The sequence below is a fragment of the Micromonospora parva genome (genome assembly GCF_000718515.1).
Classification (GTDB): Bacteria; Actinomycetota; Actinomycetes; order Mycobacteriales; family Micromonosporaceae; genus Micromonospora; species Micromonospora parva.
Map to the genome: position 1 here is coordinate 14,075 of NZ_JNZS01000030.1, position 13,328 is coordinate 27,402.

General features: G+C 72.0%; 17 protein-coding genes and 1 riboswitch. Of the genes, 8 read left to right on the forward strand and 9 right to left on the reverse strand.

The features are described 5' to 3' along the window. Window positions 1-4: 4 nt before the first annotated feature. Complete coding sequence (locus IF22_RS0128695) at window positions 5-1,048, reverse strand: GNAT family N-acetyltransferase (protein WP_030337375.1); 1,044 nt, start codon at window positions 1,046-1,048, stop codon at window positions 5-7. A 99-nt stretch (window positions 1,049-1,147) separates the two neighbouring features. On the opposite strand from IF22_RS0128695, the gene IF22_RS0128700 reads away from it, so the two are divergent. Next, complete coding sequence (locus IF22_RS0128700) at window positions 1,148-1,627, forward strand: MarR family winged helix-turn-helix transcriptional regulator (RefSeq protein WP_030337378.1); 480 nt, start codon at window positions 1,148-1,150, stop codon at window positions 1,625-1,627. A gap of 108 nt (window positions 1,628-1,735) precedes the next feature. Here the strand turns inward: IF22_RS0128700 and IF22_RS0128705 are convergent, their stop codons facing one another. Next, window positions 1,736-1,918: a DUF397 domain-containing protein gene (locus IF22_RS0128705; protein WP_030337385.1), complete on the reverse strand. Its 183-nt coding sequence runs from the start codon at window positions 1,916-1,918 to the stop codon at window positions 1,736-1,738. A 31-nt stretch (window positions 1,919-1,949) separates the two neighbouring features. Beyond that, window positions 1,950-2,159 (reverse strand): helix-turn-helix transcriptional regulator, encoded by a 210-nt coding sequence (locus tag IF22_RS0128710; RefSeq protein WP_030337386.1) that lies wholly within the window; start codon window positions 2,157-2,159, stop codon window positions 1,950-1,952. Window positions 2,160-2,283: 124 nt separating this feature from the next. Between IF22_RS0128710 and IF22_RS0128715 the strand changes: the two genes are divergently transcribed. Beyond that, complete coding sequence (locus tag IF22_RS0128715) at window positions 2,284-2,472, forward strand: hypothetical protein (RefSeq protein WP_030337387.1); 189 nt, start codon at window positions 2,284-2,286, stop codon at window positions 2,470-2,472. A gap of 617 nt (window positions 2,473-3,089) precedes the next feature. On the opposite strand, the gene IF22_RS0128730 is transcribed toward IF22_RS0128715, so the two are convergent. After that, the gene (locus IF22_RS0128730) at window positions 3,090-3,989 is read right to left on the reverse strand and encodes a bifunctional 5,10-methylenetetrahydrofolate dehydrogenase/5,10-methenyltetrahydrofolate cyclohydrolase (protein WP_051708847.1); all 900 of its coding nucleotides are present in this window, start codon (window positions 3,987-3,989) and stop codon (window positions 3,090-3,092) included. A gap of 13 nt (window positions 3,990-4,002) precedes the next feature. Further along, window positions 4,003-4,084: riboswitch (ZMP/ZTP riboswitch) on the reverse strand. Window positions 4,085-4,224: 140 nt separating this feature from the next. Here IF22_RS0128730 and IF22_RS0128735 point away from each other — a divergent pair. Together IF22_RS0128735 and IF22_RS0128740 are read left to right on the forward strand one after the other, a co-directional pair. Continuing rightward, window positions 4,225-4,794 carry an RNA polymerase sigma factor gene (locus IF22_RS0128735; protein WP_051708848.1) on the forward strand — a complete coding sequence of 190 codons (570 nt, stop codon included), beginning with the start codon at window positions 4,225-4,227 and terminating at the stop codon, window positions 4,792-4,794. A 10-nt stretch (window positions 4,795-4,804) separates the two neighbouring features. Continuing rightward, window positions 4,805-5,776 carry a CU044_5270 family protein gene (locus IF22_RS0128740; protein ID WP_030337391.1) on the forward strand — a complete coding sequence of 324 codons (972 nt, stop codon included), beginning with the start codon at window positions 4,805-4,807 and terminating at the stop codon, window positions 5,774-5,776. 10 nt (window positions 5,777-5,786) lie between these two features. Here IF22_RS0128740 and IF22_RS0128745 read toward each other — a convergent pair whose 3' ends face one another. Continuing rightward, the gene (locus IF22_RS0128745; protein ID WP_036412530.1) at window positions 5,787-6,899 is read right to left on the reverse strand and encodes an FAD-dependent monooxygenase; all 1,113 of its coding nucleotides are present in this window, start codon (window positions 6,897-6,899) and stop codon (window positions 5,787-5,789) included. A 104-nt stretch (window positions 6,900-7,003) separates the two neighbouring features. Further along, complete coding sequence (locus IF22_RS0128750) at window positions 7,004-7,600, reverse strand: TetR family transcriptional regulator (RefSeq protein ID WP_030337394.1); 597 nt, start codon at window positions 7,598-7,600, stop codon at window positions 7,004-7,006. A gap of 85 nt (window positions 7,601-7,685) precedes the next feature. On the opposite strand from IF22_RS0128750, the gene IF22_RS0128755 reads away from it, so the two are divergent. Together IF22_RS0128755 and IF22_RS0128760 are read left to right on the forward strand one after the other, a co-directional pair. Continuing rightward, on the forward strand, window positions 7,686-8,843 hold the full coding sequence (locus IF22_RS0128755) for an FAD-dependent oxidoreductase (protein ID WP_030337395.1): 1,158 nt from the start codon (window positions 7,686-7,688) through the stop codon (window positions 8,841-8,843). 93 nt (window positions 8,844-8,936) lie between these two features. Then, window positions 8,937-9,872 (forward strand): DUF2332 domain-containing protein, encoded by a 936-nt coding sequence (locus tag IF22_RS0128760; RefSeq protein ID WP_030337396.1) that lies wholly within the window; start codon window positions 8,937-8,939, stop codon window positions 9,870-9,872. Between the two features lie 8 nt (window positions 9,873-9,880). On the opposite strand, the gene IF22_RS0128765 is transcribed toward IF22_RS0128760, so the two are convergent. From IF22_RS0128765 to IF22_RS0128775, 3 genes are read right to left on the reverse strand one after another with little or no spacing between them, the layout of a single operon-like run. Next, complete coding sequence (locus IF22_RS0128765; RefSeq protein WP_030337397.1) at window positions 9,881-10,822, reverse strand: MerR family transcriptional regulator; 942 nt, start codon at window positions 10,820-10,822, stop codon at window positions 9,881-9,883. 33 nt (window positions 10,823-10,855) lie between these two features. Next, window positions 10,856-11,713 carry an alpha/beta fold hydrolase gene (locus IF22_RS0128770; RefSeq protein WP_030337398.1) on the reverse strand — a complete coding sequence of 286 codons (858 nt, stop codon included), beginning with the start codon at window positions 11,711-11,713 and terminating at the stop codon, window positions 10,856-10,858. Window positions 11,714-11,716: 3 nt separating this feature from the next. Further along, window positions 11,717-12,280 carry a dihydrofolate reductase family protein gene (locus IF22_RS0128775; protein WP_030337399.1) on the reverse strand — a complete coding sequence of 188 codons (564 nt, stop codon included), beginning with the start codon at window positions 12,278-12,280 and terminating at the stop codon, window positions 11,717-11,719. A 142-nt stretch (window positions 12,281-12,422) separates the two neighbouring features. On the opposite strand from IF22_RS0128775, the gene IF22_RS0128780 reads away from it, so the two are divergent. Together IF22_RS0128780 and IF22_RS0128785 are read left to right on the forward strand one after the other, a co-directional pair. Then, a complete protein-coding gene (locus tag IF22_RS0128780; protein WP_030337400.1) occupies window positions 12,423-12,677 on the forward strand; it encodes a DUF5522 domain-containing protein in 255 nt (84 codons plus the stop codon). A gap of 98 nt (window positions 12,678-12,775) precedes the next feature. After that, on the forward strand, window positions 12,776-13,324 hold the full coding sequence (locus tag IF22_RS0128785) for a hypothetical protein (protein ID WP_030337402.1): 549 nt from the start codon (window positions 12,776-12,778) through the stop codon (window positions 13,322-13,324). Window positions 13,325-13,328: the final 4 nt, after the last annotated feature.

A 13,328-nucleotide genomic window follows, 5' to 3' on the forward strand; every position in this document is an offset into this window, starting at 1 on the left:
GCGGCTATGAGCGTGCATTCTCACCGAGTCTCGAGTGTCGGTGCTCGGGCGTAGGTTCAGCGTCCTTGGTGAGGAGCGCGGTTCCGTCCGTGCTGGTCGATGGCACGAGCTCGTATCCCTCGCTGTGGTAAAGGTTGATGTTCCGCTGGCTATTGGAACCTGTGAACAGGACGATGCGGCGGATGCCCGGGTCGGCGGCGGCTTCGGCGGTGCGCAGGAGCCACCGGCCGAGCCCGTGACCGCGTAGGTCCGGTACGACGGCGAGGCGTCCCACGTGCCAGTCGGTGCCCGCGCGGCGGGTACGCACCATGCCCAGGAGTCGACCGTCCAGCCAGACGCCCGTGGTGTGCTGGTCCGCCAGCCACTCGCGGACCTGCTCCAGCGACTCGTGCAGGGCAGGTATGGCCAAGGTGTCGTTGACGACGGCTTCCTCTACCCAGCAGCACCGCTGCAGCACGGTGACCTCGGGCGCGTCGTCGGGGGTCAGCCGCCGCGCATACGAGCCCGGCACGGGGCCAGCGACCGTCCCGGCGCCTGCCCGTTCGCGCATCGGCCGGAGGGCGTGGGAGACCCGGACCAGTTCGTTCAGGAGGCCTAGGCTCGCCGCATCGCGCGCGGCGTCGGGGCGCAGCCGTCCGTCGTCCAACGCGTCACCGATGCGGATCGCGACCGTGGCGCCCAACGGGACCAGTCGCAGCGTAGTCACGACCTGCTTGGCGTGCTGGACCGACCGCGTGCCGGCCGACGTGTTGCCGTAGCTGACGAAGCCGATCGGCTTCCACGCCCACTCGCGGCCGAGGTAGTCCAGCGCGTTCTTCAGGGTCGCCGGCATCCCGTAGTTGTATTCCGGTGTCACCACGATGAAACCGTCCGCCGCGTCCACGATCGAACTCCACCGACGGGTGTGTTCCTGCCGGTAGATGCCCGACGACGGATGTTCCTCCTCGTCGAGGAACGGCAGATTCAGGTCGGCGAGGGCCACTGGCACCAACTCGACGCCAAGCTCGGCGGCGCAGGGCGTGATCGCGTCGATCAACCACTGCCCGATCACCGGGCCGAGGGCCCCTGGGCGCGTGCTGCATACCAGGACGAGGAGGCGGAGCGGTTTCGTTGACATGGAAACGAAATATAGGGGTAGGTTGTTTACATGTCAACGAGACCTGAGGTAGCGCAGGTGCACTGGTTGAACCCGGACGAGGAGCGGGCGTGGCGCGCGTTTCTGCGGGTGATGGTGACCGTCCAGGCCGGCACCTCGGGTGACCTGGCGGCGATCGGACTCTCGGAGCCCGACTACGAGGTGCTGAGCACCCTGTCGGAAAGACCCGACCACACCAGCACCCTGCACGCGCAGGCCGACAAGATGGGCTGGTCCCGCAGCCGGCTGTCCCGGCACGCCAGCCGGATGGAGGAGCGCGGCCTACTCCGGCGCACTCCCGACCCGGCCGACGGTCGAGGTTGCCTCCTCGTGCTTACCGAAGAGGGCCTGGGCGCCCTCACCACGGCCGCACCCGCCCACGTCGAGTCGGTACGACGCCATTTCATCGACCGGCTCACGCCAGAGGACCTCACCGCCATCGAACAGATCGCCCGGCGCCTGGAGGCCCCCCAACCGGACAGCGGCCGGTAGGCGCACCCCGCGGGCATCGCCATCCGCTGGGCAGCCGGAACGGGCCTCCACTGCTAGGGGTCGGCCGAGGGCACGGCATGCCTGCTGCTCTGGTATTGCGGCCGGGAGCTACCGGATGCTGCGCACGAACTCGGTCCAGGCGCCTCTCGTGAAGCGAAGGGTCGACCCGTTGGGGTCCTTGCTGTCGCGCACCGCGATGCTCGTATGCAGTTCGGCGACCTCGACACAAGCGCCGCCGTTGTTGTCGCTGTGGCTCGACTTGCGCCAGACCAGGCGATCCGAAGTCTCCATGCCCGATCGGATCAGCTCCTGATTTGCGGGATTAGCGGTCTTCGTCGCCCTCAGTTGGGCGTGGTGGGCGATTGTGCTTGGCCCACTCGTCCACCTCGTCCGCGTCCCAGATGGTCGTCCCGATGAGGCGGGCCACCGGCTCGGGGAAGCCGGGTCGGCGGGTGATCTGGAGTACCCGCTGGCGCGACACGTTGAACAGGGCGGCCAACTCGCCAGGCCCGTACAAGCGCGGTCGCTTCACGACCTGAACGTAGGCGCGACTTTCAGCTGACTATTGTCACTTGCAGATTGACAAGACACGGCTGAGTGGTGTGTGGTGAAGTGGTCACGCCAGGCGACGGCGCGACAACTCGCGCGGAGGTCGGGTGCCCAAACACGTGCCGTACGACGACTACCTGCTGGCGGTGGCGCTGACGTTGGCTCGGCGCCATCGGCCGGTCTGGTCGTGGCAGCGGTGGCGGCGGATCTGCCGATGTGGCGCCGACCTGCCGTGCCGAGCCCGGCACCGCATCCCGATCCGCCGAGGCCACTGGCCAGGGGAGGAGCAGGAGTGACCGAGGATCAGGTCGGACGAATCTTGTCCGTGCACCTGCCCGGCGTTGACGGGCTCTGCGCCGGCTGTCGCTGGTGGTGGGCGCGGCTGTCCCCGTACCCCTGTTATCAGGCGGAATGGGCGGTCCGCTGGCACGCCCGGTCGGCCATCCGGCGCTTCCTGGATGGTCGGCCGTGACCACCCACGGCCCGGTCCTTCCGGTGTGGACCTGCGGCGGCTGCGCTGCACCGTGGCCCTGCCGGACCCGGCGCACCGAGCTGGTTGCAGAGTTCGAGGGCACACCTGTGTCGTTGGCCCTCTATATGGGGTCCTACCTGGTCTGGGCGGCCGAGGATCTGACCTGGGTGCCCGCCGGGCTGCTGCACCGGCGTTTCCTGGGCTGGGTCCGGTGAGTCTGATCCGGCGGGGCGATGAGCGGTTCCACTACAGCGACAACTCGCACAAGTGGATCCCGCCGGACCCGGACTACGACCAGGAGGCCTGGGACGAGATGGTCCGGCAGCACCAGCTCCAGCACCTGGAGGAGATATCCAACCGTAGAAAGCCGGTTGGATCACCTGATGCCGAGTAGCTGTGGACGACCGGGCTGCTCAGCATCAGGCGATCTCGGCGACCGGGTTACTGGCTGGCGCGTTCGGCGGCACGTACCGCGTTGCGGAACAGCATCGCGACGGTGGTCGGGCCGACCCCGCCGACCCGGGGCGTGATGGCGCCGGCGACCTCGGCGCACGCTTCGTCCACATCGGGCAGGAGCCGCCGACCGTCGTAGCGGACGCCGGCGCCGATGACGACCGCGCCGGGCTTGACGTGCTCAGGCCGCACGATGCCGGGTACGCCGGCGGCGGCGACGAGGATGTCGGCGCGGCGGGTGTAGCGGTCCCAGTCGGGCACGCCGGTGTGCACGACGGTGACGGCGGCGTTGGCGGTCGGGCGCTTCTGGGCGAGCAGCATGGCCAGGGGGCGGCCCAGGGTGGCGCCCCGGCCGAGGATGACGACCTCGCGACCGGCGACGGGGATCTCGTGGTACGCCAGGAGGGCTTCGATGCCGGCGGGGGTGCACGGCAGCGGGCCGGGCAGCCCGACGGCGAGGCGTCCCATGTTGAGCGGGTGCATGCCGTCGACGTCCTTGTCCGGGTCGATGGTCTGCAGCGCGGCGTCGTAGTCCAGGTGCCCCGGAACGGGGTACTGCACGAGCAGTCCGTGCACGGCCGGGTCGTTGTTGAACCGGGCGATGGCCTGGTGCAGCTCCGCCTGGGTGGCGGTGGCCGGCAGGTGCGCGTGCGGGGAGTCGAACCCGAGCGCGGCGGCCTGACGCTGCTTGATGGCGATGTAACCGGCGCTGGCGTCGTCGTCGCCGACGAGGATGGTGGCGAGGCTCGGTGTGATGCCGCGCTCGCGCAGACGGGTGGCGGCAGCTGCGGTTTCGGCCAGGACGGCTGCGGCGACTGGTGCGCCCGGCAGGAGTCGGGCCGTGCCCGACGGGTTGCGGTTGTCGACGGATGGGCTGGTCGTGGTCACGATGGTCCCTCGACGCAGGCGCCCAGGCGGTCGACGCCCGCGAGAGGCTCCCCGATGGTTTCACCATCCCCGTGCCGCCAGTCGCCGGTGCTTCGATAATGCCGCATCACCAGGGCGGTTGCCCAACTGGACCGGCAGCGCCGCGTTCCGCGCCGGGCGGGAAGCGGCATTACGGCGTAACACCCGCGCTCCGCCGTACGAAGAAGGGGTGTGAAGGCGCGAGAGAGGACGGCCCGTGAGTGAGCCCGACCGAGCCGATGACGACATTTCCGGCATCGGCACCGATCCGGTGGCCTTCGAGGTCTTCTACCGGCGGCACCTGGAGGCGGTGGGCCGGTTCGTGGCGCGGCGGGTCGACGATCCACACCTCGCCGCCGACCTCACCGCCGACGTGTTCCTGGCGGTGATCGAGTCGGCGGCCGGCTACCGGCCGGACCGGGGTAGCCAGATCGGCTGGCTGTACGGGGTGGCCCGCAACGTCATCGGCGACGAGCGGCGTCGGGCAGCCCAACGGCTGCGGGTCGCCGGTCGTCTGGCCGGACGGCGGGACCTGGGCCCCGATGACATCGCCCGGATCGAGGAGCGGATCGACGCCGAGGAGGCCGCCCGCCGCACGTATCGGGCGCTGGGCGACCTCCCCGAGGGCACCCGGACGCTTGTCGAACTCGTCGCCGTGGACGGCCTCACCGTCGCGGAGGCGGCGACAGTGCTCGGGATGTCGCCGGTCGCCGCCCGGGTCCGCCTGCATCGCGCCCGTCGGCTCGTCCGCGCCGTGCTCGCCCGCCCTGCCACCACCCTCGCCTGAGGAGACGGAGATGACGATGAACGAGACCGAACGGTCGCCGCAGGGTTTCGAGGAGCAACTTCTCAGGGATCTGACCGCACACGTGGCCCATCGGGGCGAGGCGGCGTCGGAGGCCCGTCCCACCGGTCGCCGTACCCGGTTTCTCAGCGGTTGGCGCCTCGCCGGAGCGTTCGGGCTGGCGGTGACGTTGACCGCCGGTGCGCTGGTGGTCCAGACGATCAGACTGGGTGATCAGCCGCCGCCGACGGCCAGCGCGTCGGAGATCTTCCACCTGGCGGCCGACGCCGCCCGGCAACAACCGGAGCTCACCGCCCGTCCCGACCAGTACGTCTTCACGGAGATCCTGGCGACGACCCGGGAGTTGCCGGACAGCGGCCCGTACCTGACGATCCGGAACCAACTGTGGCAGTCGGCCGGCGGAGTCGCGTACACCCAGGGGCGGTACCGACCCGAGGCCGATCCGAACGGGTGGAGCGGGCTGAGGGAGCTCCGTATGAACGATGCCGGCGATCCCGAGAAGAAGCTTGACGCGTTCCAGCCGCCCGCGTACCACGGCGGCCTGCCCACCGACCCGGACGCGCTGCTGCGATACCTCCGGGAGCACCCGGTCGACCTGCACCTTCCCGAAGGCGCCGACGAGGAGGCCGTGTACGGGGACGAGAGCATGGCGTACACCACAGCGCGGTCGATGCTTCGCGGCTACGTGCCACCCCGAGCGCTGGCGGCGCTGTACGAGGTGCTGGCACGGGAGCCCGGGGCGGTCGTCATCTCCGGCGACGTGGTGGACGCCGCCGGCCGGCACGGGGTGGCGATTCGGATGCCCGGTGTGATCGGTGGCAACGTGGACCTCATCTTCGATAGGGACTCCCACGTCTACCTCGGCACCCGCAACTCGGTGATACGCAACGGCAAGGAGTCACTGGAGTCGGCCGCCGCCGTCCTGCGGGTCGCCATCGTCGACCGGCCGGGCCAGGTGCCGTGAGCAGCGCCGGTCAGGGCTGGGCGAACAGCGGCCCGTAGTTCGAGCGGAACATCTGCTCGCCGAGGCGGCGCATCACCAGGTCGCGCAGCGCGGGCGGGAGCCCGGTGGCCTTGTCCCGGCGGTGGGTCTGACTGAGCACCCAGTTCGTCCGTGGCCGCCGCCGCGCCTCGAAATCACGCAGCGCGTCGGCGACGGAATCGGCGACGGCCAACGACGAGGCGAGCACGACAGCGTCCTCCAACGCCATCGCCGCACCCTGGGCCATGTTCGGCGAGGTGGCGTGGGCGGCGTCGCCGACCAGCAGCACCGGCCCCCGGGCCCAGGAGTCGAGCACCACCTCCTGGTTCGGCCCGGCGTGCAGGGTGCTGTCGTCGTAGTCCAGGGCCTTGAGCATGGTGGCCACCGGCTCGCTGTACGTCGCACCCAGTTCGTCGCGCCAGCCCTGCCGCTCGGCCACCGGACCGTCGTTGTAGTAGCAGTACGTCTGCTCGGCGCTGATCGGGATCGTCAGGAACTGCCTCCCGCGCCCCAACTGCACCGACCAGACCGGCTCGTCGTCGATCCGCGGAGCGACCCACCGGTACGCGTACTGCCCGAGGTCGCGGGCGGCCTGGCCGTCGAAGGCGAGCCGGCGGACGGTCGAGTGCACCCCGTCCGCGCCGATCACCAGGTCGTACCGGTCGGTGCTGGTGTCGTCGAACTCGACGGCGACCTGGCCGCCCTCCTGCAACAGTGCGACCGGCTGGCGGCCCCAGCGGATCGGGGCGTCGCCGACGCCGTCGAGCAGCGCCCGGTGCAGCTGCGCGCGGGGCAATGACACGCACGGCCCGACGCCCCGCCAGAGCGCTGCCACGTCGATGTCGAAGAGGCGACGCCCGCGCTGGTTGGCGCTGCGCTGCCGGGTGATCTCCACGGCGACGTCGGCGACCGGCTCGCGCAGACCGAGGACGTCGAGCATCCGCGTCGCGTTGCCGGTGAGGTAGATCCCGGTGCCGGAGCCGGTCGGCCCGGACGCCCGCTCGACCACGTCGATCGTCGCGCCCCACTCGCGCAGCGCGGCCACCGTCGCCAGTCCGGCGACACCTCCGCCGACGATCAGTACCCGGACACCCGCACCCCGCACGACCCGTTCCTCCCGTTGCCCCTGCCCGCTGAGCTGCTGATCAACGGTCCGGCCGCCGCAGAACTCTACGGTGCCGGCGGGCCGGTGCGGGCCAGGGGGCGGGCTCAGGACGTGACGGCCGGGAAGCTTTCCACCAGCGCGGTCACGGTGTGCCGGATGCGTGCGTGCGCCACCTCGTCGGTCGCGTCGATGAGGGCGACGTGGTGCAGCACGCCCACCACGGCCAGCGCCAGCGCCTCGGTGTCGACGCCCGCTGGTAGCCGTCCGCGCTGTCGTTCGGCGTTCAGGTAGTCGACGACGGCGCGTTCGAGGCTCTGCAGCACGGTGCTGCCGGTGCCCAGTACCGCCTCGACCTGTGCGGCCAACACCGGCCGGCAGGCCGTCAGCCGGGTGACACCGCGCAGGACGATCAGCGGGGTCGCGAGGATCGTCGCGCTGAGGTTCGCGGCGATCGTGCCGGTGCCGGCGCGGGCGGGAAGGCCGGCCGCGGTGCCGGCGATCTGGAAGCTGCGGTCGACGGCGTAACCCACCAGGAAGTCGTCGAAGTTCGCGAAGTGGGCGAAGAGCAGCCCGGTGGCGACGCCGGCCTCGCCGGTGACGGCTCGGCTGGTGAGCTGGCCGGGACCTGCGGCGGCGATCAGGCGCTCGGCGGCGGCGAAGAGGTGCTGCCGGGGCTCAGCGATGGGAACTCCGCGTGGCATTCCCTGAGTCTAGGCGGGTTGTGCGGGGATGAGCATCTGCTCATAATGTTTGAGCATATGCTCATTCTGGTCTTGGGGAGTGCTGATGAAACGAGCGGTGATCGTCGGGGCCGGCATAGCTGGTCTCGCGACGGCCCTACGTCTGGCGCAGGACGGGTGGCATCCGCTCGTCGTCGAGCGATCTCCGACCCGGCGCAGCAGTGGCTACCTGGTCAACCTGCTCGGTGCCGGCTACGACGCGGCCGAGCGGCTCGGGCTGGTTCCGGCGCTGTCCGCCCACGCGTTGGGCCCGTTCACCACAGTGCTGGTCCGGGCGGACGGTCGCCCGAAGCTCACGGTGCCCGCCGCGGTCGCCGAGGCGGCGCTGGGTCCCCGAACCATGACGGTGTTCCGCGGCGACCTCGAAACCGCACTGTACGAGGCGGTACGCGACCAGGTGGAGATCCGCTTCGGCACCACCGTGTCCACAATCGACGCCACCGCCGATCGGGTGCGGATCAGCCTCAGCGACGGCACCACGCAGGACGTCGACCTGCTCGTCGGTGCCGACGGCGTGCACTCCACGACCCGGGCGACGATCCTCGGCCCGGACCATCGGGTCGACCTGCCGTACGTCGTGGCGGCCTTCCCGCTGGCGCACCCGGTGCCGGATGTGCCCGAGTCGTCGGCGACGACCTTCATCGGCCCCGGGCGCACCGCGGCGATCGTCAACCTCGGGCCCGGCCGCTCGTCGGCCTTCTTCACCTACCGGTGCGCCGACCCCGCTCGCGAGTTGGCACGCGGACCGGTGGACGCGATCCGCGCGACGTTCGGAGACCTGGCCGGGGGAGTGCCCGAGGCGATCGGTCACCTCCAGACCGACCCGGCCGGGGCGTACTTCGACCGGGTCAGCCAGGTGGACAGCCCACGGTGGAGCACCGGCCGCGCCGTCCTGCTCGGCGACGCGGCCTGGTGCGTCACCCTCTTCGCCGGGCACGGCGCGGGACTGGCGCTCGCCGGCGCCGACCAACTCGGTGCCGCCCTGCGCCGGCACGGCGACGACATCCCGTCCGCCCTGGCCGGCTGGGAGACCGGCCTGCGCCCCGAGGTGACCAGGCGGCAGGCGCTCGCCCGCCGGGGCATGTACCAGTACGCGCCACCGAGCCGGCTGCACGTCTGGATGAACGACCTCACGATCCGAGCGGTCACCCTCCCCGGCATCCGCGGACTCGTCCGACGCGGCATCGAACGGCAGAACCGCTGACCAGCGCCGCGAACCGGGTGCTGGCCGTCATCCCGGGTGCGGTCGCCGCAGCAGCGGACGGTCCGGCCATCGGGCAGGTGCCATCATCGGGCCATGACGATCAGCGAGCAGTACGTCGACTTCGCCGTCCGGGAGGCGCGCGGGGTGTCGCCCACGTACGAGCGCCTGTCGCAGGCAGTCGCCCACGACGAGGACCTGCTGGCCCTGCTCGACGGGCTACCGCCGGCCAAACGGCAGCCGAACCTGCTGTTCGGCGTCGTCCGCTGGCTCGGCGGCCCGGTCGACGACCCGGTCACCTTCCACGACTACGTGCTGACGCACTGGCCGGCCATCGAGGCGCAGATGCTCACCCGGGCCACCCAGACGAACGAGGCGGGCCGGTGCGCGGTCCTGCTGCCGCTGCTCGCCGCGTTGCCACAGCCAGTGGCCCTGCTGGAGGTCGGCGCGTCGGCCGGGCTCTGCCTCTACCCCGACCGGTACGGGTACCGCTACGGCGATCACCAGGTCGGCTCCGGTGAGCCGATCCTCGACTGCGCTGCCGACGGGTTGGTGCCGCCGGCACGCCTACCCCAGGTGGTGTGGCGGGCCGGCCTGGACCTCAACCCGCTCGACGTGACCGACCCTGACGACGTGTCCTGGTTGGACGCCCTGATCTGGCCGGAACACGCCCACCGGCGGGTCCGGCTGCGCGCCGCGGCGGCGATCGCCGCGGCCGACCCGCCGCTGCTGGTCCGCGGCGACCTGGTGGACGACCTGCCGGCGCTGGCCGCGCGGGCACCGGCCGACGCGACGCTCGTGGTCTTCCATACGTCAGTGCTCTACCAGGTGCCGCCCCCGCGCCGGGAGGCGTTCGTCCGGTTGGTCCGCGAACTGCCGGGGCACTGGGTGGCGGCCGAGGGGCCGGAGGTGCTCCGGTACGACGCGTTGCCCGCGCCGCCGAACGACGCGCTGCACAACGTTCTCGCGCTCGACGGGAAGCCGCTGGCCTGGGCCAGAGGCCACGGCCAGGCGATGACCTGGTTCGGCTGACGGGCGGGTCAACGAGCCGGCTCGGGCATCCGGGCGCGCAGGGCCCGGATGAACCAGTCCACCGCCGGCGCTGTCGCGGTGCCGGTCGACCAGCCGTTGAGCACCGCCAACAGGTCGAGGTAGCGGTCCCGGCGGGGGTCGTTGGCCGGAACGAGCCGGTCGAGCAACAGCTGGCGCAGGTCGGCGTCGTCCGGGTGACAGCGCAGGCGCGCATACCGGCCGGTGACGGCGGCGACCACCGGGTCGGCGTCCGGGCTGGTCGGGTCGAGACCGGCCGTCAAGGCGGCGACCACCGCGTCCCGGACCACCGCGACGGCGTCCGGGCGGGGCAGTCCCGGGACGTCATGATCGGCGGCGTGCTGCCGTACCAGCAGCCGCATCCGCTCCCGGAACCCGGGGTCCCGGCACAGCTCGACCAGCTCCAGCCACGCCTCGATCTGCGCGCTGGTGGGGTCGTCGGGCAGCTCCGGTGTCATCGAGACGATCACCCCCGGGGACGCGGGCCAATCGCCGAGGTCGGCGAAGACGCCGCCCAGGAAGTCCGCCACCAGCTGCCCGCGCTCGTGCCTGGTGAGCTGGGCCAGCCGATGCAGCTCGTCCACCTCGGCCGCGCTGGACCCGCGCCGCGCCGCCACGGTGAGCACCCCCTGGCGCAGCCGCAGCACCCGGATCTGCACCGCCAACGCCTCGGCGTGCGCGGCGGCCACCTCGGGCAGCGGCACCTCCTTGTTCACCACCCGCCGGATGGTGGCCAGGTCCACGCCCAGCTCCCGCAACGTGCGGACCAGCTCCAGTCGGGCCACGGCCGCCGGGCCGAACCGTCGGTAGCCGGCCGGGCTCCGGTCCGTCGGAGGCACGATCCCGCTGTCGGCGTAGTACCTGATGGTCTTGACGCTCAGGCCCGTCCGTCGCGCCAGCTCGCCGATCGTGTGCCGTGTCTCCCCGCTCATGCCCTCACCCTCGCGTCTCCCCCCGCTGGAGACTCAAGCACCGTCCGAGCCGGCGAGGAACGCCGCGACCGTCGCGGTGAACGCCTCGGCGTCGTCGAGCCACGGATAGTGCCCGGCGTCCGGCTGGACGACCAGCGTGGCGCGGGGAATCAGTTCGGCGAACCGGGCCACCAGGCCCGGCGGCGCGGCCAGGTCGACGGCACCGGCGAGCAGCAGCACCGGGCCCGCGTGCGCGGCGAGTGCCCGACGGGTGACCGGTGGGTCGAACGCGCCGTCCGAGCTGAAGATCGCCGCCAGCTCCTCGTTGTGCTGGCCGGCCTCAGCGGCCTGGTGGGCCTGCGCCGCAGCGTCCCACCGGCCGTAGAGGAAGGGTGCGATCTCCTGCTTGGCGTCGGGCCCGGCCCGACCGGAGAGGACGGCCTCCATCGCCGCGGCCGCCACCGGAAACCACTGCTCGCCGGACCGGGCCTCGGTGACCTCCCGGCGCTGCGCGGCGGTCACCTTCAGCCCGACCGCGCGGACGCTCGGGGCGACCAGCGCCAGCCGGCCCACCCGATCGGGGTGCCCGGTCAGGTATCGCAGGGCCAGGTTGGCGCCGGCGGAGTGCCCGAGCAGATCCAGCCGGTCGAGGCCCAGGTGTCCGCGCAGCGCCTCCACATCGTCGACCATCCGGTCGCAGCGGCAGGTCGAGGCGTCCGCCGGGACCGCCGAGCGGCCGGTGCCTCGCGGATCGAGGACGAGCAGCGACCGGTGCGCGCCCAGACCGCCGAGGTCACCGAGGTACGCGGAGTCACGCATCGGCCCGCCCGGCAGGCAGACCAGCGGGTCGCCCACCCCGACCGTCCGGTACGCGAGGGCGGTCCCGTCGGTCGCGGCGAAGGTGGTGATCATCGGTCAGCGGGCCCGCTCGTGGCGGAGGAGGACCACGCCGTTGCCGAAGACCCGGCTCTCCACCAGTCGTAGCGCGGCCGGAGTCTCGGCGTCGGGGAAGAGCCGGCGGCCCCGACCCACCAGCACCGGGTGGACGTAGATCCGGTACTCGTCGATCAGGTCGTGCCGGGCGAACGTCGCGGCCAGGTCGGCCCCGCCGAGTGCCAGATCGCCGCCCGGCTCGGCCTTGAGCTTGCGGACCTGCTCGACGTCGACCTCGCGCACCACTGTCGCGTTCCAGTCGGCGTGGTCGAGCGTGCGCGAGTAGACGATCTTCGGCATGTCCCGCCAGATCCGGGCGAACTCGCGTTCCGGGCCGCTGGCGCTCGGGTCCTGATCGGCGGTCGGCCAGTAGGCGGCCATCAACTCGTGGCTGACCCGGCCACTGAGGAACCCGCCCATCGGGGCGATCACATCGTTGAAGTGCTGGTGCAACTCCTCATCGACCTGGTGCCAGCCGATGTCACCCCCCGGGCCCTCGAAGAACCCGTCCAACGACAGGCTCATCTGCACAACGATCTTCCGCATCGCGTCCCCTCCGTATGCGTCGACGGGCGTCGAACCGATCGTCCCCGGACCGTACGACGAAACCACAGCGCACCGCGACGACACCGGGCATGTCGCGCATCCAGCTCGGAGGCCGGGCGGTAGCCGTCCCTAGACTGCTGCGGTGACCGGAGAGCGACGACCACTGGCCGACCGGCCGCTCACCGAGCCGCACCCGTCCCGGCTGCCGCCGGAGCACCCCGACCGGGCCCGGGTCCTCGCCGCGCACGCCGCCGCGCTGGCCGCCGGGGAGGCCGGTTACCTCGACCCGGCGAGCGGGTTGTTCGTGCTGAGCGCCGACTTCCTGGCCCGCCGTGGCACGTGCTGCGGGCGCGGCTGCCGGCACTGCCCGTACGTGGACGACACGCCGTCCGGGTAGTCGTCCGCGGGGGCTTCCGCGCGACACCGACACCCCGTACGGTGTCCGACGGACAACCGGCGGGCGCCTTCCGCCGTCGGTCGGCGAGAGGGTGGGATGTGCGCGGGCGGATCGTGGTCGCCGGGTTGGCCGGGCTGCTGGTGAGTGGCTGCGCCGACGAGGCGCAACCGGTGACGGCACCGCCGCCGGTGCCGACCGCTGTGGACGTGGCGGCGGCCTCCTCGGGCGGCGCCTGCCGACTGCTCGACTTCACGGTGATCGAGCAGGTGGTGAAGACGCGCTTCGACGTGGCGGCGTCCAGCGAACAGGGCGACACCCACACCTGTGTGGTCCGGGCCGCCGGTGCGACCCTGCCGGAGCTGACCCTCAGCGTGACCGAGACCACGATCGACAAGACCAGCTTCGGCGCGGACGTGGTGCCGGACAAGGCGGCGAAGATCACCGGGCTGGGTCAGCAGGCGTACAAGCGGACCACCGCCGCGGCCAGCGGGCGGGGACCCGTCGCCGAGGTGGGCTGGCTGGCCGGCGACGGACGGCTCGCCACGGTGAGCTGGACCGCGGCCCGTGGCAGTGAGCGCTCGGCGGTGGAGAAGCTCACCGGCGACCTTGTCGCACTGGCCAAGAAGGTGGACACCCGGGCGCTGTGACGCC